The organism is Curtobacterium sp. MWU13-2055 (genome assembly GCF_023242305.1).
Lineage (GTDB): Bacteria > Actinomycetota > Actinomycetes > Actinomycetales > Microbacteriaceae > Curtobacterium.
The window spans coordinates 48,997-67,593 of record NZ_JALLIO010000006.1; the positions used below are offsets into that span (position 1 = coordinate 48,997).

17 protein-coding genes and 1 tRNA gene are annotated in these 18,597 nt (G+C 71.0%); 10 read left to right on the plus strand and 8 right to left on the minus strand.

Annotated elements, in window-relative coordinates:
* Nucleotides 1-22 precede the first annotated feature (22 nt).
* From M4960_RS13065 to M4960_RS13090, 6 genes are all read left to right on the plus strand, one after another.
* Nucleotides 23-1,129 (plus strand): Rv2578c family radical SAM protein, encoded by a 1,107-nt coding sequence (locus M4960_RS13065; RefSeq protein ID WP_173169346.1) that lies wholly within the window; start codon nucleotides 23-25, stop codon nucleotides 1,127-1,129.
* Nucleotides 1,130-1,282: 153 nt separating this feature from the next.
* Entirely contained in the window at nucleotides 1,283-2,536 is a 1,254-nt protein-coding gene (locus M4960_RS13070; RefSeq protein WP_248704461.1) for a sensor histidine kinase, read from the plus strand.
* Nucleotides 2,533-3,792, plus strand: a complete 1,260-nt coding sequence (locus M4960_RS13075; protein ID WP_173169136.1) for a hypothetical protein — start codon at nucleotides 2,533-2,535, stop codon at nucleotides 3,790-3,792. The genes M4960_RS13070 and M4960_RS13075 overlap by 4 nt, the downstream gene beginning before the upstream one ends.
* On the plus strand, nucleotides 3,779-4,480 hold the full coding sequence (locus M4960_RS13080) for a response regulator transcription factor (RefSeq protein ID WP_235035937.1): 702 nt from the start codon (nucleotides 3,779-3,781) through the stop codon (nucleotides 4,478-4,480). Before M4960_RS13075 ends, M4960_RS13080 begins: the two co-directional genes overlap by 14 nt.
* Nucleotides 4,480-5,106: a thymidine kinase gene (locus tag M4960_RS13085; protein ID WP_123292145.1), complete on the plus strand. Its 627-nt coding sequence runs from the start codon at nucleotides 4,480-4,482 to the stop codon at nucleotides 5,104-5,106. Before M4960_RS13080 ends, M4960_RS13085 begins: the two co-directional genes overlap by 1 nt.
* 375 nt (nucleotides 5,107-5,481) lie before the next feature.
* Nucleotides 5,482-6,543: an LLM class flavin-dependent oxidoreductase gene (locus tag M4960_RS13090; protein WP_248704462.1), complete on the plus strand. Its 1,062-nt coding sequence runs from the start codon at nucleotides 5,482-5,484 to the stop codon at nucleotides 6,541-6,543.
* A gap of 103 nt (nucleotides 6,544-6,646) precedes the next feature.
* Here M4960_RS13090 and M4960_RS19790 read toward each other — a convergent pair whose 3' ends face one another.
* The 7 genes from M4960_RS19790 to M4960_RS13125 form a co-directional block, all read right to left on the minus strand.
* Entirely contained in the window at nucleotides 6,647-7,264 is a 618-nt protein-coding gene (locus M4960_RS19790; protein ID WP_173169349.1) for a response regulator transcription factor, read from the minus strand.
* Complete coding sequence (locus M4960_RS13100) at nucleotides 7,261-8,289, minus strand: sensor histidine kinase (protein WP_248704463.1); 1,029 nt, start codon at nucleotides 8,287-8,289, stop codon at nucleotides 7,261-7,263. The genes M4960_RS19790 and M4960_RS13100 overlap by 4 nt, the downstream gene beginning before the upstream one ends.
* Before the next feature lie 58 nt (nucleotides 8,290-8,347).
* Nucleotides 8,348-8,833, minus strand: coding sequence for a hypothetical protein (locus M4960_RS13105; protein ID WP_248704464.1), 486 nt, complete (start codon nucleotides 8,831-8,833; stop codon nucleotides 8,348-8,350).
* Nucleotides 8,830-9,282, minus strand: a complete 453-nt coding sequence (locus M4960_RS13110) for a hypothetical protein (protein ID WP_131845666.1) — start codon at nucleotides 9,280-9,282, stop codon at nucleotides 8,830-8,832. Before M4960_RS13110 ends, M4960_RS13105 begins: the two co-directional genes overlap by 4 nt.
* Before the next feature lie 246 nt (nucleotides 9,283-9,528).
* A tRNA-Pro gene (locus tag M4960_RS13115) sits at nucleotides 9,529-9,602 on the minus strand.
* A gap of 91 nt (nucleotides 9,603-9,693) precedes the next feature.
* Nucleotides 9,694-10,650 carry a metallophosphoesterase gene (locus M4960_RS13120; protein WP_123292148.1) on the minus strand — a complete coding sequence of 319 codons (957 nt, stop codon included), beginning with the start codon at nucleotides 10,648-10,650 and terminating at the stop codon, nucleotides 9,694-9,696.
* Nucleotides 10,647-13,208: a transglycosylase domain-containing protein gene (locus M4960_RS13125; RefSeq protein WP_248704465.1), complete on the minus strand. Its 2,562-nt coding sequence runs from the start codon at nucleotides 13,206-13,208 to the stop codon at nucleotides 10,647-10,649. Before M4960_RS13125 ends, M4960_RS13120 begins: the two co-directional genes overlap by 4 nt.
* A 50-nt stretch (nucleotides 13,209-13,258) precedes the next feature.
* Between M4960_RS13125 and M4960_RS13130 the strand changes: the two genes are divergently transcribed.
* Both M4960_RS13130 and M4960_RS13135 read left to right on the plus strand, forming a co-directional pair.
* Nucleotides 13,259-13,417 (plus strand): DUF4177 domain-containing protein, encoded by a 159-nt coding sequence (locus tag M4960_RS13130; protein ID WP_017888699.1) that lies wholly within the window; start codon nucleotides 13,259-13,261, stop codon nucleotides 13,415-13,417.
* Complete coding sequence (locus M4960_RS13135) at nucleotides 13,414-13,875, plus strand: RidA family protein (RefSeq protein WP_123292150.1); 462 nt, start codon at nucleotides 13,414-13,416, stop codon at nucleotides 13,873-13,875. Before M4960_RS13130 ends, M4960_RS13135 begins: the two co-directional genes overlap by 4 nt.
* 79 nt (nucleotides 13,876-13,954) lie before the next feature.
* Here M4960_RS13135 and acs read toward each other — a convergent pair whose 3' ends face one another.
* The gene (gene acs, locus M4960_RS13140; RefSeq protein WP_133938437.1) at nucleotides 13,955-15,907 is read right to left on the minus strand and encodes an acetate--CoA ligase; all 1,953 of its coding nucleotides are present in this window, start codon (nucleotides 15,905-15,907) and stop codon (nucleotides 13,955-13,957) included.
* Nucleotides 15,908-16,621: 714 nt separating this feature from the next.
* On the opposite strand from acs, the gene M4960_RS13145 reads away from it, so the two are divergent.
* Both M4960_RS13145 and M4960_RS13150 read left to right on the plus strand, forming a co-directional pair.
* Nucleotides 16,622-17,725: a TadA family conjugal transfer-associated ATPase gene (locus M4960_RS13145; protein ID WP_248704466.1), complete on the plus strand. Its 1,104-nt coding sequence runs from the start codon at nucleotides 16,622-16,624 to the stop codon at nucleotides 17,723-17,725.
* Nucleotides 17,722-18,585: a type II secretion system F family protein gene (locus M4960_RS13150; RefSeq protein ID WP_248704467.1), complete on the plus strand. Its 864-nt coding sequence runs from the start codon at nucleotides 17,722-17,724 to the stop codon at nucleotides 18,583-18,585. The genes M4960_RS13145 and M4960_RS13150 overlap by 4 nt, the downstream gene beginning before the upstream one ends.
* The last annotated feature ends 12 nt before the right edge of the window (nucleotides 18,586-18,597 follow it).

Below are 18,597 nucleotides of genomic sequence, written 5' to 3' on the forward strand. Positions count from 1 at the left end.
GAACATGTGTTCGAATGGCGTCATGCGGTGGAGTGGACAGGCGATCGATGCCGAGCAGAGCGACGCACTGCCGGGCATGGAGTCGAACAGCGGGTTCGTCCGGAGTGTGACGACGCCCGAGTTCGCGGGTGTCACGTTCCACGAGGTGCTGGCGAAGAGCGCGCTGAACCGAGTGCCGAGCACCGACGGTTCCGGCACCTACGGCTGGACCATCAACCCGTACCGGGGGTGCAGTCACGCGTGCGTGTACTGCTTTGCGCGGCCGACGCACACCTACCTCGAGTTCGACGGCGGAGCCGACTTCGACCAGCAGATCGTCGTGAAGACGAACGTGGCCGACGTCCTGCGGCGTGAGCTCGGCAAGCCCACGTGGGACCGCCACCCGATCGCGCTCGGCACGAACACCGACCCGTACCAGCGTGCCGAGGGCCGGTACCGACTGATGCCCGGGGTGATCCAGGCGTTGGCGGACAGCCGCACACCGTTCAGCATCCTGACGAAGGGCACGCTGCTCCGGCGCGACCTGCCGCTCCTGGCCGAGGCGGCGAAGGTGGTGCCGGTCGACCTCGCGATGTCGATCGCCGTGTACGACGACGACCTGCAGCAGTCGGTGGAGCCCGGCACGCCCACGACGGCTGCGCGGCTCGCCACCGTGCGGGCGATCCGCGACGCCGGGCTCGACTGCGCGGTGTTCCTCATGCCCGTGCTGCCGTACATCACCGACACCCGTGCACACCTCGACGACGCCGTCGGTCGGGCGGCGGCGGCCGGTGCCACGAGCGTCATGTACTCCGCGCTGCACCTGCGGCCGGGCGTGAAGCCGTGGTGGTTCGAGTGGCTCGGACGCGAACGGCCCGACCTGGTGGCGCGCTACCGGGCGATGTACCTCGACAACACCTTCGCGCCGAAGGACTACCGCCGGTGGCTGTCGGAGCGCATCCGACCGATCCTGGCGGCGCACGGCGTCGGCCTCGGGCGCGTGGACCCGGCGACGGGGTCGATGGGCTTCTCGGACCCCTCGACGGTGCCGCAGGAACAGTCGATCCCGACGACTTCGCCGCTCAAGCGCGCAGATCCGGGCTTCGACCGCCGCCTGCTCCGACCGGTCGCGACGCAGACGTTGTTCTGAGCACCGAGGTGTGCGCGTTCGGGGGACATCGGTGCGCCGTGGGGGCCGGTATCATCGACCGGGTCGCCGAACGGACGCTGTTTCGGGGTACACGGTCAGCACCGAGGTGTTTGATCGTGGGCGGCATTCCCGCCACCCGGAAGGACCCATCTCGTGCTCGGCATCCCCACGCACCTCGCTCCGCGAGTGAACGCGTGGTCGACGGTGCGGGCGTTCCACGCCGGTGCGATCGGATCGCTGGTGGCGGCGGCGATCGCGCTGCTGCTGTACCGGCTGTCCGAGCTCGACGTGCAGGTGATCAGTGCGGTCCTGGCGCTCGTCCCGATGCTCGGCATGATCGGCGTGCACGTGCAGTTCGGCACCTGGCGCTCCGCGGTCGCGTTCCTGGTCGTCGGCGGCGTCTGTGCGTGGTGGTTCGCGATGGTCGTGCAGCAGCAGGTCCCGTTGGGCTGGGTCACCTCGTACCTGCTGTCGCTGGCGGTCATCCCGCTCATCCTGGTCGGCGGTGCCGGCGCGGTGCCGAGCCGCGTCGTCCTGTGGTCCTTCCTCGGGTTCCTGACCGGACGGGCGGCGACGTGGATCGCGGTCGTCCAGGCCGACGGCCCACCGCGTCCGCTCGTGCTCGCCTGGGTGACGCTCGGGTTCGTGGTCGTGCTGGTGCTGTTCACGAGTCGGAGCACCGGTCGGTCGGAGCGGGTGCAACCGGAGTTGCTGCGGTCGGCGCGTGAAGAGCACGTCTCCGCGTACCGTGCCGGGGTCGAGGCCGAGGCGGCTGCGATCCTGCACGACACCGTCCTGAACCACCTCAACGCGATCTCCCTGGCTCCCGACGGCCCGATGGACCCGCACCTGGCGCGGACCATCGAGGCCGACGTCGCCGTCCTGACCGGCAAGGGGTGGCTGGCACCGGCCGCTCCACAGCGACCCGGTGCAGCGGTCGACGCGTTCGCCGTCATGGTGGACCAGCACCGTGCGACCGGTCTCGACGTCACGGTGTCCGGCAACCCGTCCGCACTCGACCGGCTCGACCAGCGGGCCGTCACCGCGCTCGTCCGCGCCGTGGGCCAGTGTCTCGCCAACGTCCGCAAGCACGCCGGCGTCGACGCGGCCGAGGTCAGCGTCTTCGACGACGGCGCGTCGTGCACCGTGATGGTGGTCGACGACGGTCGTGGCTTCGACGAGGACTCCACTGGCTCCGACCGGATGGGCCTGCGTGGCTCGGTCCGCGACCGCATCGGTCGGGTGGGCGGCGACGTCCAGATCTGGTCGTCGCCCGGTTCGGGCACGAGCGTGATGATGACGGTGCCGTTCGGACCGGTCACCGCCACGACGGACGCCGTGGCCACCGACCACGCCGGCACCGTGGTCCCCGACGAGGTCGGCGGCGTGCAGGGAGCCGACCGGTGAGCGCCACGACCGAGGCCCGTCGGACCGCGCAGCAGTACGACCCGCTCGGCGCGATGGGGTCGCGTCCGCTCGCGATCGGGCTCGGCGCCGCCAGCATCGTCTGGGCGCTCCTGGTGTCCGTGTTCGACCGTGACGTCGTGGGCAGCCCCACCCTCAGCGCACTCACCGTCATCCTGGTCGCGGCGTCGGCAGCGGTCGTGTTCACCGCCTCGAGTCCATTCCGAGCACCGTTCCCGCGGTGGGCCTTCATTGCGCACGTCGGGCTGCTCGGCCTGGCGTCGGTGACGAGCGTCGCCGCGCAGTGGGGACCCGACCGCAGCGCGCTGAACGACTTCATGTCGCTCATCACGGCGACCGGCATCGTGATGGTCGCGCCGTACCGGCCCTGGACGGACCTGACCATCGGCGGCGCCCTGCTCGCCGTCGTCAACGCCGCGACCTGGGGCGTCGGTGCAGCGACGTTCCCGCACGAGATCCCCGTCGCCGTCGCGGCCTTCCTGGCGGCGGCACCGACCCTGGTGCTGACCGCTGCGTCGGCCGTCTTCGCGTGGACGTTCGCGGGTCTGGCCGAGCGGGTGCAGATCCGGGCTGGTTCCTACTCGGTGGAGCGTGCGGAGCGGGACGGCATCGCGGCGAGCGTGCAGCAGGACCGGTCGACGATCCTCGCCCGCGACGTCGCACCGTTCTTCGCCGAGCTGCGCACGCGCGAGGTCATCACCGATGCCGACCGCGAGCGGGCACGACTGATCGCCGACGGCATCCGCCGGGCGATGGTCGCCGACGCGGACCGCACCTGGTTCGAGCAGGCCGTGCGGGTCGAGGGCGGGGACGCCCCGGTCGTCGACGACCCGGACGGGCTCGCCGCGATGCTCGACGCCGACCAGCGCTCCGTGGTGCGGACGTTCCTGCGGGCCGCGTTCCGTGCCTCGACCGTCGACCCGGCCGGGTTCCGGGCAACGCTCCGACGCGAGGACGGGCAGGACGACGCGGCCACCCGCGGCGATGCAGCACGCACCGACCCGGCCCGCACCGACCCGGCCCGCACCGACCCGGCCCCCGCCGACCCGGCCCGCACCGACCCGGCCCGCGACGCCCGCGTGCTGCTCGCACTCGACCTCGCCGTGGCCGACTCCGACATCGGGATCCACCGCACCTTCGACCCCTACTTCGCCGTCCTCCGTGTGACGTTCCCCGACCTCGACGTCGCGGTTCGTCCGTCCGCCCTCGCACTAAGGTTCTCCTATGACCAGCACTGACCCGAACAGGCTCTCGGAGGGGTCCCCGTCCCTCCCGAACCCGGGGGCACGACGTGTGCGGTTGGCCATCCTCGACGACCACGAGGTGCTGCTCGACAGCCTGTCGAGCTGGATCGCGGTGAACGCGTTCGACTTCGACCTGGCCCTGACCGCGCACACCTGGCTCGAGATGGTCCACAGCGACAGCTTCCCGACCGACCTGGTGTTCCTCGACTTCCAGCTCAAGGAACCCGTCTCGATCGAGGCCCGTGTCCGCACCTGCCGTGCCGCCGGCGCGAAGGTCATCGTGCTCTCCAGCGTCGACAGCCGCGAGTCCCGCGACCGTGCCCTGGCAGCAGGCGCCGCGGCGTTCCTGTCGAAGTCCCTGCCGATGCGCGAGGTCATGGACGTCGCCCGCGAGATCATGGGCGTCGCCCGCGAGACCCCGCAGCCGCGCGAGTGGCGTCCGCTGCCCACCGGGGCGGCTGCGCACCAGCGTCCGAAGCTCAGTCACGGCGAGGAAGAAGCGCTCCGGCTGTACGTGTCCGGCTACTCGACCAACGAGGTCGCCGCGCAGATGAACGTGCAGTACGAGACCGCGAAGACCTACCTGCGCCGGGTCCGCGAGAAGTACAGCAAGGTCGGCCGTCCCGCCTCGAAGAAGTCCGACCTGATCCGGCGGGCCGCCGAGGACGGGTTCCTCGCGTAGTGGCGAAGCTCTACTTCCGCTACGGCGCGATGAACAGCGGCAAGAGCACGGGGCTCCTGCAGGCTGCCTACAACTACGAGGAGCGCGGGCACCGGGTCCTGCTCGCGAAGCCCGCGGTGGACACCAAGGGCGACCGTGAGATCGTGTCCCGCCTCGGCGTGACCCGCACCGTCGACCTGGTCTTCGCTCCCGACGCCGACGTCCGGTCCGCGGTCGCTGCGGCCGGCGCCGTCGACCCCGAGTCCGACCGCCTCGACGGCATGGTCCGCGCGGTCAGCTGCGTCCTGGTCGACGAGGCGCAGTTCCTCACTCCGCAGCAGGTCGACGACCTGCTGCGCATCGCGGTCCTCGACGAGATCCCGGTGATCACCTACGGCATCCGCACCGACTTCCGCACCGAGGCGTTCCCGGGCAGCGCCCGCCTGCTCGAGGTCGCGCACTCGCTCGAAGAGCTCAAGACGATCTGCCGCTGCGGTCGCAAGGCCGTCTTCAACGCCCGCACCGTCGACGGCCGGTTCGTGTTCGACGGCTCGCAGGTCGCCATCGACGGCGTCGACGTCGCCTACGAGTCGCTCTGCGCCAACTGCTACCTGACGGAGTCCGGCGGCCGGCTCGACGGCGCCTGACCCGCGCTGCCAGCAGATCGTCACACACCGCTCGCGTTCGCCGAGCGGACACGTCGCGTCGCCGATCCGCCCGTCGGGCGACCGGACGCGACCAGTCCGCGAGGTGCGCGCGTCAGGTCGTGACCGCTCGGCGCTCGAGACGCGACCGCAGACGGCCTGGAGGCGCGGTGCAGCCCCGCCACGGGCCTCCCGGCCGTCGCGCCTGACGTCCACGGCGCGCCGCATGCGTCCGCCGTTCGGTCGCGAACCGTCGCTTGTGCGACGTCCGGGCGACGCCTGGTGACCGGTCGGCCGGCGGACGACGGCGTGTCCTGACCGGTGGAGGAGGCGGTCTCGTCGTGGAATGCGTGCGCCGCGGCGTGCGTTGGTGACCACATGAGCGACGACACCCTGCACCTGTCCGTCCTGGACCTGGCGACGCGCGAGTACGGCCAGTCCAACACCGAAGCCCTGCAGGGCTCGATCGACATGGCGGTCCACGCCGAGAAGCTCGGCTACGAGCGGTTCTGGGTCGCCGAGCACCACGGCATGCCCGGCATCACCTCGTCGGCCCCCGCGGTGCTGCTGAGCGCCGTCGGCGCGGCCACCTCGACCATCCGCATCGGCTCCGGCGGCGTCATGCTGCCGAACCACGCACCCCTCGTCATCGCCGAGCAGTTCGGCACGCTCCGAGCGCTGTACGGCGACCGCGTCGACCTCGGGCTCGGCCGTGCGCCGGGCACCGACGGGGCGACCGCGATGGCGCTGCGCCGCACCGACCGGCTCGACGTCGACGACTTCCCGGACCGCCTCGCCGACCTGATCGGGTTCTTCACCGGCATGTCCTCGGACAACCCGTTGTCGGGCATCCGCGCGGTGCCGGGCTACGGTGACGTGCCGGAGTTCTGGCTGCTCGGGTCCTCCGGGTACAGCGCGCAGGTGGCCGGAGCGCTCGGCGTCTCGTTCGCCTTCGCCCACCACTTCGCGTCGGACAACACCGAGGCGGCCCTCGCGTTGTACCGGGACTCGTTCCGGCCCTCGCGGTTCCGCCATACGCCGAACGCGCTCATCGGCGTGCAGGTCGTCACCGACGAGGACCCGGCCGTCGTCGATGAGCAGAGCGCTCCCGGGATGATCTCGTTCATCCGGATGCGACAGGGGGCGAAGCCCGAGCCGGTCTCGATGGACGAGGCCCGCGCGTACGAGTTCAACGACCTCGAGCGTCGGTTCATCGCCGCCCGCACCGAGCGCCAGGCGTACGGCACCGCCGACCAGGTGGCGGACAAGATCAACGCGCTCGTGGAGTCCACCGGGGCGAACGGCGTGATCGTCGCTCCGGGTGCTGCGCAGGCGCGGTACCGGCACCAGGCGCTCGACGTGGTGGCCGGGCTGCACGCGTCCGGGCGGCTCGTGCGCGCTGGCGCGTCGGCGTCGGCGCCGGCGTCGGCGTCGGTCTAGCTCGCTCGTTCGTTCGCTCTTCCGTTCGTTCGCTTGGTGAGCAGAAATGGTCGGGTCGCCGTCAGGCACCCGACCATTTCTGCTCACCAAGTGGAGCGGAGCCTCAGGTGAGCAGGCCGAGGCGCGTCGCCGCAGCCACGGCGCCGACTCGCGAACCGACGTCGAGCTTGCGGAACACGTTGTAGACGTGCCGCTTGACCGTGCCGATCGCGAGCTGCAGGTCCGCCGCGATCTCGGCGTTGGTGCGCGCAGCCGCGAGGAGCCGCAGGACCTCGAGCTCGCGGTCGCTGAGCGGTGATCCCGCGCGGGCCTCGGTGACCAGGTCGACCGGGAACGTCACCGGCGCGGCATCGGCGTGCACGGCCCGGGCGATGCGGTCGACAAGCTCGCGGCTCGGGGTGTCCTTCGTCACGAAGTCGACCGCACCGGCGTCGAGCAGTGTCCGACGCAGGACGGCATCGCGGTGCATCGTGAGCACCACCACGCGGACGTCCGGACGGGTGCGGCGCACCGTGGCGATCGTGGTGCGTGCCGGCGGACCGTCGAGCTCGACGTCGAGGAGCAGGACGTCGATGGCGGCGGCTTCGGGGGAGTCGAGAACGTCGGACGGACGCTCGCCGTGTGCGACCACGCGGATCGTGGGCACGGCGGCGAGGATCGTCGCCAGTCCTTCGCGGAACAGCTGGTGGTCGTCGACGATGGCGACGTGCGTGACGGTCACAGCGTGCCCCTCGGGATCGTCAGGCGGACGGTGGTGCCGGTGCCTGGGGTGCTCTCGACGTCGAGTCGCGCGCCGATGACCGCGGCCCGCTCGCGCATGGTCTGCTGCCCGAGGCGTCCGTCGGCGTCGGCATCGGGGTCGAAGCCCGGACCGTCGTCGGAGACCGTCACGACGAGGCATGCCGAGGTCCACGCGAAGTGCACCCCGGCGCTGGAGTGCGGTGCGTGCTTCCGCCGGTTCGTGAGCGCCTCGAGGAGGATCGTCAGCGCTTCCTCCGCCTGCCAGTTCGGCAGGTGCTCGGGCGTACCCGTGGTGCTGAACGACAAACGGTCGTCGTCGGAGAACAGGTCCCTGGCGTGCCGGGCGAGCGCATCGTCGAGCAGGGCGTCGCCGACGCGGGCGTGCAGGCTCACCGCGAGGTCCTGCACGTCGCCGAGTGCTCCGCGCAGCAGCCGTGCGGCGTCGTCGAGCTGGTCGGCCCGTTCGCCGGCCGGGGGATCGGTCAGCAGCACGAGGTCGAGCCGCTGGAGCCCGGCGAGGATGCCGTGCGCCACGCGGTCGTGCAGGTCACGGGCGATCTGCGTGCGGGAGTCCAGGTGCGCCGTCGTGACGCGCTGGCGCAGCGCTTCCGTGTAGGCGACGGCCCCGGCGGGGAACCGGCTCCAGATGCCCGCGTGCAGGGCCCTGGTGGCACGCAGGACCTCGGCGGTGGACTCCGCGCCGACCTCGTCCACGAAGAGCGGCAGGTAGGCGTCGAAGAGCATCTCCGCGGCGAGCATCGCGCCGGCGGGGTGCTGGGACTGCTCGGCGTGCAGAGACCCGGTTGCCAGGTGGTCCGGATCGAGGTACGCGCCGCTCACCACGCTGTCCTCGGCACCGGCGGCGTAGCGCGCGTGTGCCTCGGCGATCATCGACGTCACGTTGTCGACGAGGTTCTGCGTCAGGACCGGGTCGTCGGCGAGCTCGGGGAATCGTGCTTGGATCTGCTCGGCTATCGCTGCGAGGTGAGCGCTCGGATACTGCATGACGCGCTCAGGCTACCGCAGCGTCTGACTCGTCAGTGAGCAGCGTCCTGCTCGCTCATCAGGGCACCAGCAGCACCCTGGCGATTGCGAGGATGACCGGCACAGCGGAGACCACGACGAGACCGTTGTAGCGCGCCCAACGCGGCATCCGCCGGCCGAGAGCTGTCGTGTCCACGAGCACCGTCGCAGCCGCGATGGCGGGGCTGCTCGCGGACACGACCGAACCCGCCGGGTGCGGGTCCGTCGCCGTTCCGAGCACCGCGAGGAGCGTCAGGAAGCCGAACAGCGCGGCGATCGGGATGACCGCGCAGAGCGACCCGACCGTGGCCCATCGTCGCTGATCGGCCATCGTCCGCCTGGTCATCGCCAGTCCGTAAAACAGTGACAGGACCGCGCAGAGGACCACCGGCAGGAACAGGTGCGGCTGCAGTCCTGTCCGGCCCGAAGAATGCGTGATGAACTGCGCAGCGCTGTGCGCGCTCACCGCACTCAGCACGAGTGCGGTGAGGAACGCGAGGACGGCGGCCCGTGGTCCGGTCGTCACGACATCGGGTCGAAGAAGCCGTACAACGTGATCATCAGCCCGGGCAGGACCGCGAGCGCGACGACGGTCAGCCAGCGGTGTCGCGGATCACGGACAGCGAACCCGACCGTGTAGGTCGTCATGGCGATGGCGTAGACGAGCGGGGTGCCGAGCAGGCTGATGAACGACCGGAACGACCTCCAGCTGACCCACGGTGGTGCTGCGGGAACGAATGACAGGACTACGAGCAGGAACAACGAGGCCCCGAGGATCAGCCATCCCACGATGAGCCCGAAGTGGACGGCGCTCGCGGACCGGGAGAGCGCGCTCCCGGTCGCACCGACGAGCCCGCAGATCACGACCGTGGCGGCTGCGAACCCGAGGTACCCGCCGAGGTCGAGAGTGCGGTCGGCCGATTCCGTCCGTGTCGTGAGTGCGGCGATCAGCAGGTACACGATGGCGAGGGTCACGACGGGAAGGAGGACTGCTGCAGCCGTCCGCGCGAGCACCTTCGAAATGCAGACCCATCGTCGGTCGTCAGCTCGGGACCGGTCGGCGCGTGACATCGCTGTCGAGGCTATCCGCGTCGTCGCAGCCGGGGGAGCGGCGGCCACGTCGTGTGTCGGGAGGTGTAGTGCCGAGCGCCCGACCGTGGAAAAGCAGAAGGCCCCGGTTCCGGAGAACCAGGGCCTTCTTCGTACTGTCTCAACACAGTGTCGGGGTGACAGGATTTGAACCTGCGACCTCCTCGTCCCGAACGAGGCGCGCTACCAAGCTGCGCCACACCCCGCGGTGTGATCACTCCGTACCGGAGCAACCCGACAATACTATCCGATGATCGGGGGTGCTCACGACCATCCGGCGAACTCCCGGGCGCGTCGTCAGGAGGTGCGGGCGGTGAGGGTGACGACGACCGCTTCGGGCCGGCAGGCGAACCGGACCGGCGCGTAGATCGAGGTGCCGAGACCGGCCGAGACCTCGAGCCACGACCAGTGGTTCCGGTGCTCCCACTTGTGCAGCCCGCTGACGTACCGGCGGGGGAGGTCGCTGTTCGTGACGAGGGCACCGACCCCGGGCACCTGGACCTGGCCACCGTGGGTGTGGCCAGCGAAGATGATGTCCGCACCCTGGGTGACGAAGGCGTCGAGCACGCGGCGGTAGGGCGCGTGCGTGACACCGATCGCGACGGGAGCTGGGCCGTCCTCGTCTTCGGACCAGGGCACCTCGCCGCGCATCTCGTCGACGTTCGTGGGGAGCAGGTCGAGCCGGTCCCAGTCGCGGTGCGCGTCCGAGGTGCCGAACAGCTCGAACCGCGAGCCGCGGAGCTCGATGGCGCGAGCGTGGTCGTTCAGGTCGAGCCACCCGAGGGACTCGAAGAACGCCGTCTGCCGGTCGATGTCGAGCTCGACGGGCTTCGCCTCGCTGTGCATGCGGCTCGGGCCGGAGAAGTACTTCAGCGGGTTGCGCGGCGACGGTCCGAAGAAGTCGTTCGACCCGTACGCGAACACGCCGGGGACACCCCGGAACGGCTCGAGTGCGTACTCCACGGCCGCGTTCGCCGTGGGGTGCCCGAGGTTGTCGCCGGTGTTCACGATGAAGTCCGGCTCCACCAGGGACAGGTCGCGCAGCCACTGCTGCTTGTCGGCCTGCCACGGGGCCATGTGGATGTCGGACAGGTGCAGGACCGTCACGTCACGCGACCCCGGCGGGAGGACCGGGACGGTCTCCCACCGGATGCCGAAGCGTCGACGCTCGACGAGCGAGCCCCAGGCGAACGAGGCAGCGCCGACGGCCGCGCCGGCTGCGAGGACCCCGAGCGCGGCGCGACCGCGGGTCACTTGCAGTCCTTGGGCGCCTTGCCGTTCTTGTCGCCGTACAACTGGACGTTCACGTCGGCGTTCTTGTCGGCGGCGGCACCGATCGCGGGTTCGACGGCTGCGACCTTGCAGGTCTTGTTGCCGCCGCCCTTCGCGAAGTCGTCCGACACGTTGACGTTGCCGAAGCCGGCGTCGTTCAGCGCCGAGCGGGCGTCGCCGAGTGAGTCGCCGCCGATCTCGGGCACGTTGGCCTGCGACCCGTCCGAGGTGTAGACCGTCACGCTCGATCCGGAGGACAGGAGCGCACCGGCGGACGGCGAGGTCGACGACACCGAACCGGGGTTGCCGGTGCCGGGGCGGGCGCCACCGTCGACGTAGTTGAAGCCGGCGCCGGAGATCGCTGCGCGGGCTTCGTCAGCGGTCTTCCCCTGCAGGTTCGGGAGTGCCTTGGCGTTGCCTCGGATCGCCGTCGGCTGCGGGTCCGTGAAGGCACCGGCGGGGTAGGTGGCGTTGACCGCGGTCATCGCTTGACGCCAGACGTCGGCACGGGAGCCGGCGTAGGTCCCGCCCACGCCGTTGCTGTAGTGCCGGAGGTTGTTCTTCTTACCGTCGGTGTTGCCCTGCCAGTAGGCGGTCGCGACGCGCGAACTTGCACCGACGAGCCAGATCTGGTCCGCCTCGTCGGTGGTGCCCGTCTTGGCGAACATCTGGGTGCCGTCCGGCGTCTGTGCACCGCGCGCGGTACCGCTGGTGATCGTGCCCTTCATGGCGTAGATCGCAGCCTGCGCGAACGCCGGGTCAACTGCCTGCTGGCAGTCCTTCGTCTGTCCGCCGAGCTGCTTGCCGGACGGCGAGGTGATCTGGTCGATGGCGATCGGCTTGCAGTAGATGCCGTTGTTCGCAACAGCGGCGTACGCGGCGGCCATCGTCATCGGGGCGATCTCGTTGGTGCCGAGGATCGCGGACGGGTTCTGGTACTGCAGCTCGCCGCCGTCAGCACGGTGCACGCCGAGCGACTGCGCGATGTCGCGGATGTCGCAGAGGTCGAGCTTCTGGGCCATCGATGCGAACGCGCCGTTGATCGAGCCAGCGGTGGCCCCGAGCACGCTCCAGTTACCGCCCTCGCCCGGAGCATCGTTCGAGACGTCGAACTTCGTGTAGTCGGTCTGACCGCAGATGGTCCACGGCGTGACCACACGTTCAGCACCGCTGACGGTCTCGTTGAGCCCGTGGCCCGCCTTGATCCAATCCAGCAGCGTGAAGAGCTTGTAGGTCGAGCCGGTCTGGAACCCGCCGGAGTTGCCGTACTTGTAGTCGACGCTGTAGTTCAACGAGGTCGACGTCGGTGCCGACTTCAGCGACTCGTCGAAGTCCTTGTTCTGCGCCATCGTCACGATGCGGCCGGAGCCGGCCTCGATCGAGTTGAGTGTCGCACCGAGCGCCAGGTTCGTCTCGGCCTTGTTGTCGTACGTGTTGAGGAGCTGCTTCTGCTCGGCGTTCAGGTCGATGTTCAGCGTCGTCTGGATCTTGTAGCCGCCGTTCCGCCACGCGGTGTCGCGAGCCTTCTGCGACGAGCCGAGCTGCGACATCTCGAGCACGACCTTCTTGGCGTAGTCGCAGAAGAACTGCGAGCCGTCGCCGACCGATGCCCGGCAGCCCTGCGACGGCTGCGTCAGGTGCACGTAGTCCGCCGGCTTCGACAGGCGGGCCGTGCGGTACTCGGCTTCGGTCAGGTTCTTCTGGTCGTACATCGAGCGCAGGATGACGTTGCGTCGAGCGACGTTGGCGTCGTACTTCTTCGGCGTCGACAGGTTGCGCGCCTCGGGGTACTGCACGATGGCCATCAGCGAGGCAGCCTCGGCCGGGGTCAGGTTCGTCGCGCTCTTGTTGTAGTAGTGCTGCGCGGCGGCCTGCACGCCGTAGGTCTGGTCACCGAAGTAGGCGATGTTCAGGTAGGCGGTGAGGATCTCCTTCTTGGAGTACTTCTTCGCCAGCCCGATCGCGAGCTTCATCTCCTCGAGCTTGCGGGGGATGGTCTGCTCGACGGCCTCGTTGTAGGCCTTCTGCTGCTCCTTCTTCGTGGGGAGGTTCAGCGCTTCGTTCATCTTGATGTTGCGGACGAGCTGCATGGTCAACGTCGACCCACCGCCCGAGTCGCCGAGTCCACCGGCGATGCTGCCCACGCCGGCGCGGATGAGCGAGGTCATGTCGACGCCGCCGTGGCTGTAGAAGCGCTTGTCCTCGCCGTCGATGGCGGCGTTCTTCAGCTGGTCGCTGATCTGGTCGAACTTCAGTTCCTGCCGGTTCTGGTCGTACAGCGTCGCGAAGTGCACCGACTTGCCGCCCGAGTACGCGTACAGCTCGTTGCGCTGCGGCAGGTCACCGATCTCGATGTACTCCGGCAGCGACTCGAACACACCGATCGTCGACGTCGTCGTGACACCGGCGACCGCGATGGCCGGGGTGACCCCGATCGTGACGAGCAGGCCGGCGAGGGCACTGAACCCGACGAATCCGATGAAGGCGCCGACTGCTGAGACGGGCTTGGTCCGCGAGGCAGACGTCTTCTGGGCAGACATAGGATGCAGCCTAAACGACACCCACGACTGAAAGGCTGGCAAGGAACCGCATGACTCGCTGGGAGTACTTCACCACGCCCCTGATGATCCACAACACCACCGCCATCCTCAACAACTACGGGGACGAGGGCTGGGAGCTGGTCCAGATCGTCACCGGCCCCGAGGGTGGGCTCGTCGCGTACCTCAAGCGCCCGAAGGCCGACGCATGAGCGTCGCGGACCGCCTGACCGAGCTGGGGCTGACGCTCCCGCCGGTCGCCGCACCCGTCGCCGCCTACGTCCCCGCGGTCGTCACCGGCCAGTACGTCTACACGGCCGGGCAGCTGCCGTTCGTCGACGGCGCACTGCCCGTCACCGGCAAGGTCGGAGCGTCGGTCGACGCCGAGACCGCCACCGCGCAGGCCCGCGTGGCCGCCCTCAACGCACTGGCCGCCGTCGAGTCGGTCGCCGGCTCGCTCGACCGCGTCGCCCGGGTCGTCAAGGTCACCGTGTTCGTCGCGTCGGAGCCGTCCTTCACGGGCCAGCCCGGGGTCGCGAACGGCGCCTCCACCCTGGTCGGCGAGGTCTTCGGTGACGCCGGCGTCCACGCGCGCAGCGCGGTGGGCGTGGCGGTGCTGCCGCTGGACGCTCCTGTGGAGGTCGAGCTGGTGGTGGAACTGACGTCCTGACGGACCGTCAGCAGTGAAGCGAACGCAGGTGGGGCCTCCCGTCCGACATGGACTGGAGGCCCCACCTGCGTGACACGGACTACATGAGTTCCGCGATGGTCGCCATGATCGTCGGGTCGGCCAGCGTCGTCGTGTCGCCGATGCGGCGCCCCTCGGCCGCGTCGCGGAGCAGGCGCCGCATGATCTTGCCGGAGCGCGTCTTGGGCAGTTCGGGGACGATGACCACCTGGCGGGGCTTCGCGATCGCACCGATGCGCTTGCCCACCCAGTTGCGGAGTTCGGTCGAGGCCGATTCGCGGTCGACGTCGGCAGCGGCCTCGGCGGTGAGGATGACGTACGCGACGACCGCCTGTCCGGTGGTCTCGTCGGCGGCTCCGACGACGGCCGCCTCGGCGACGCCCTCGTGCCCGACCAAGGCGGACTCGATCTCGGCCGTCGACAGGCGGTGCCCGGAGACGTTCATGACGTCGTCGACGCGGCCCTGGATCCAGATGTCGCCCTGACCGTCGAGCCGCGCTCCGTCGCCGGCGAAGTACCGGCCGGGGAACCGCGACCAGTACGTCTCGACGAAGCGGTCCGGGTCGCCCCAGATGCCGCGCGCCATCGACGGCCACGGCTCCGTGATCGTGAGGTAGCCGCTCTCTCCCGGGTCGGCGCGGTTGCCGTCGTCGTCGACGATCTCGGCGACGATGCCGGGCAGCGGTGTCTGCGCGGCGCCGGGCTTGAGCTTCGTCACACCGGGCAGCGCGGAGATCATGATCGCGCCGGTCTCGGTCTGCCACCACGTGTCGACGATGGGCGTGCGGTCGTGGCCGATGACCTGGCGGTACCAGTTCCACGCCTCGGGGTTGATCGGTTCGCCGACGCTGCCGAGCAGGCGCAGGGTCTCGAGACTGCGGGCCTCGGGGATCTCGCGGCCGGCCTTCATCGCCGCACGGACCGCCGTCGGCGCGGTGTACAGGACGGTGACGCCGTACGAGTCGACGATGTCCCACCAGCGGCCGGGCTTCGGCTCGTCGGGCGTGCCCTCGTAGAGCACCTGCGTCACGCCGTTCGCCAGGGGGCCGTAGACGACGTACGAGTGCCCGGTGATCCAGCCGATGTCGGCGGTGCACCAGTAGACGTCCTTCTCCGGGTGCATGTCGAACACGTTCTTGTGCGTGTACGCCGCCTGGGTCAGGTACCCGCCGGAGGTGTGCACGATGCCCTTCGGCTTCCCGGTCGTGCCCGAGGTGTACAGGATGAACAGCGGGGTCTCGGCGGGGAAGGCCTCTGGCGTGTGCTCCGGGGCGGCCTTCGCGACCTCGTCGTGCCACCACAGGTCACGGTCGTTCCAGGCGATCTCGTTGCCGCCGCGCTTGACGACCAGGACGTGCTCGACGCTGTCGGTGCCCTCGCCCTCGAGTGCCTCGTCGACCGCGGGCTTGAGCGCTGACACCGCGCCACGGCGCCAGCCGCCGTCCGCCGTGACGACGAGCTTCGCGCCGGCGTCCTCGATGCGGGCGCGGAGGCTCTCGGCGCTGAACCCGCCGAAGACGACGGAGTGCACGGCGCCGATGCGGGCGACGGCGAGCATCGTCACGACGGCCTCGGGGATGAGCGGTAGGTAGACGACGACGCGGTCGCCCTGCCCGACGCCGAGGTCGGTGAGCATGTTCGCGGCGCGCTGGACCTCAGCGGTGAGTTCGGCGTAGGTGATCCGGCGGGTGTCGCCGGGTGCGCCCTCGAAGTGGATCGCCACCCGGTCGCCGTTGCCCGCGCGGACGTGCCGGTCGAGGCAGTTCTCGGCCACGTTGAGCGAGCCGTCGGCGAACCACTTCGCGAACGGGGCGCCGGACCAGTCGAGGGTCTGCGTGAACGGCGTGCGCCAGTCGAGCAGGCTGCGGGACTGCTCGGCCCAGAAGGCCTCGCGGTCGGCGGCGGCGGCCTCGTGCAGGTCTTCGTGCGCGACGGCGTCGGCGACGAACTCGGGTGTCGGCGGGAAGGTGGCGCCGTCGTCCTCGCGGTGGTCGGTCTGGGTCGGAGTGGACATCGATGTCCTTTCGCGTCGTTGCGTCCTCAGGGTGCGCCACGGAGACTACCCCTCGGCCCGTGCGCTGCGCGGTTGCGTGACGAGCGGCGGGCCCGGGTGCGGGGGAGCCAGGCCGCGGCGGCGGGCCCGGGTGCGGGGGAGCCAGGCCGCGGCGGCGGGCGCGGGTCTGGGGCAGCGGGGCCGCGACGGCGCACACCGGTGTGTCCTGGTCGCGGCGGCACGCCCGGCGGTCGGGTCGGGGGTTGCCCCGAGGGGCGGATCGTGGGGTACAGTAGTTCCTGCTGGACTCGTTTCCGGCGGCATCGAATCGGATTCCCCCCAATCCTTCGATGTCCAGGCGGCACCAGTTCCCCCCAACCGGTGCCGCCTCTTCTTTTGTCCGGGGTCCGGCTCGAGCGATCAGCGCTCGCCGGCCGCCGGTGATCGGCGGCGATCCGCACGGGCACGCCGGTCGAGTGGACAGACCGGTACATGCTCACGCATGGAACGTTTGACGGGCTCGTAGCAATTGCTACTCCGTCCCGGTGCCCGTGAGCGAGGGGACCTGCTCGTGTGGTCTGTCGTCGCGCTGCGTCGGGCGCTCCTCGCCGAGTGGGGTACGGCTTTCCGTTTCGGGGGACAAATCGGTCCGTTGGTGCCATCGGCGCTTACCTCTCCACAGGCTGGTTGTGGCACCGGATGCCGAAAACGGCTCTCCTCTTACGCTCTGGCGTCATGCACCGTCACCGTGCCACGCCGTTCCTGCCCGGGTCCGGGCCTGTTCCGCCCAGGGCCGGACCGTTCCTGCCTGGGGCCGGGTCCGTTCTGCCCGGGGCCGGGCCTGTCTCGCCCGGGGCCGGGCCTGTCTCGCCCGGGGCTGCCGCCGCCGCCCTTCGGCGCCGAACGCACGGTGTCGTCGAGTTCGAGGAACTCGCCGGCCTCGTGACGGACGCCGGGGTCACCGACGTCCTGGTCGTCGGCGGCGTCGGCACCTGGACCGACCGTGGCGGCGGACTCGAAGCCGCCGCGCCGCGCCTGAGCGAGGCGCGCACCCGGGAGCTCGCCACGCGGCTGGTGGCGCTCGGCGGACGCCACGTCGACGAGACCACTCCGTGCGCCGACGTCCGGCACGGCGACGGGATCCGGGTGCACGTCGTGCTCGCCCCGGTCTCGGTCGGTGGCACGGCGATCTCGATCCGGCTCCCACACCCAGCCCGGCCGACCCTCGCCGCGCTCGACCGCGCCGGCACCTTCGAGCACGTGCCGCGCTCCGTCGTCGAGGCCGCCGTGCACCAGCGCCGCAACGTCCTGGTCACCGGTGCCACCGGCAGCGGCAAGACCACCCTGCTCGCCGCGATGCTCGGCGCCGTCCCGGCCGACGAGCGGATCGTCACGGTCGAGGACGTCGCCGAGCTGCGCATCGCCCATCCGCACGTGGTCGCACTCGAGGCGCGGCAGGCGAACGCCGAGGGTGTCGGCGCGCTCGGCCTCGACCGGCTCGTGCGTGAGGCCCTGCGGATGCGCCCGGACCGGATCGTCGTGGGGGAGTGCCGGGGCGCCGAGGTCCGCGAGCTCATGTCCGCGCTGAACACGGGACACGACGGGGGCGCCGGCACCGTGCACGCGAACGGTGTTGCGGACGTCGCCGCTCGGCTCGAGGCGCTCGGCGCCCTCGCTGGGCTCGGCGTCGAGGCGCTGGCCCGACAAGCGGTCAGCGCGTTCGACCTGGTGCTCCACGTCGAGCGTCGGGCAGGCGGACGACGGCTCGCTGCGGTGGGCGCGTTCCACGTCGGGGCGGACGGGAGGCTCGGGGTGCGCCCGGTGGACGGGACACCGTGAGCAGGGGGTCGCTCCTGGGACGTCGGGTCCGGCACCCTGTGCCGTTCGACCCGGCGCGCGCGGCCGGCACCCTGGACCGTGTCGCGACGCTCGTCGCCGCCGGGGTCCCGCCACCGCGGGCCTGGGAGCTCGTCGGCAGGCTGCCGGCCGGGACCGCTCCGGCGTCCGCGGACATCGCCGTCGTCCTGCGGGTCGCGGACCGGACCGGCGCCCCCGTCGCGGAGACGCTCGGGGCCCTCGCCGGAGCGCTCCGCCGATCGGCCGCGTCGGACCGGGCGATCCGGGTCGCCCTCGCCGGCCCGCGCACCAGTGCCCGCGTCGTCCTGGCGCTGCCGCTGTTCGGCCTCGGACTCGGGGCCGCGTGGGGGTCCGGAGCCGTGCAGGTCCTCACGGGCTCGCCGCTCGGCTGGGTCTGCTCGGCGCTCGCCGCCGTGCTCGTCCTGTCCGGGCGCGCCTGGACCGCGCGGCTCGTCCGGTCGGCGACGCCGGACGGACGCGTGCCCGGGGTCGTCCTCGACGCCTGGGCGGTGGCCGTCTCGGGCGGTGGCTCGTGGATCGCCGCCGGCGAGGCGGTCCGTCGTGCCGCCGACGGGATCGTCCCGCCGGCTGCCGACGTGGCTCGCCTGCGCGAGGTCCTCGACCTGGCCGTGCGAGCGGGCGTGCCCGCGGCGGGACTGCTGCGCCGCGCCGCGGAGGACGTCCGTGACGATGCTGCTGCCGCCGGCCTCGCCGCAGCCGAGCGCCTGGCCGTCCGACTGGTGCTGCCGCTCGGTGTCTGCGTCCTGCCCGCGTTCGTGCTCGTCGGGGTGGTCCCCGTCGTGGTCGGCGTCCTCTCCTCCACCGTCGTCGGTGCGCGATGACCTCTCCACAGA

Bases quoted from the DNA above. Each gene is read 5' to 3' on its own strand.
- M4960_RS13065 (WP_173169346.1), top strand. From the start codon at position 23: ATGCGGTGGAGTGGACAGGCGATCGATGCCGAGCAGAGCGACGCACTG.
- M4960_RS13080 (WP_235035937.1), top strand. From the start codon at position 3,779: ATGACCAGCACTGACCCGAACAGGCTCTCGGAGGGGTCCCCGTCCCTC.
- M4960_RS13090 (WP_248704462.1), top strand. From the start codon at position 5,482: ATGAGCGACGACACCCTGCACCTGTCCGTCCTGGACCTGGCGACGCGC.
- M4960_RS13100 (WP_248704463.1), bottom strand. From the start codon at position 8,289: ATGCAGTATCCGAGCGCTCACCTCGCAGCGATAGCCGAGCAGATCCAA.
- M4960_RS13125 (WP_248704465.1), bottom strand. From the start codon at position 13,208: ATGTCTGCCCAGAAGACGTCTGCCTCGCGGACCAAGCCCGTCTCAGCA.
- M4960_RS13130 (WP_017888699.1), top strand. From the start codon at position 13,259: ATGACTCGCTGGGAGTACTTCACCACGCCCCTGATGATCCACAACACC.
- M4960_RS13135 (WP_123292150.1), top strand. From the start codon at position 13,414: ATGAGCGTCGCGGACCGCCTGACCGAGCTGGGGCTGACGCTCCCGCCG.
- acs (WP_133938437.1), bottom strand. From the start codon at position 15,907: ATGTCCACTCCGACCCAGACCGACCACCGCGAGGACGACGGCGCCACC.
- M4960_RS13145 (WP_248704466.1), top strand. From the start codon at position 16,622: ATGCACCGTCACCGTGCCACGCCGTTCCTGCCCGGGTCCGGGCCTGTT.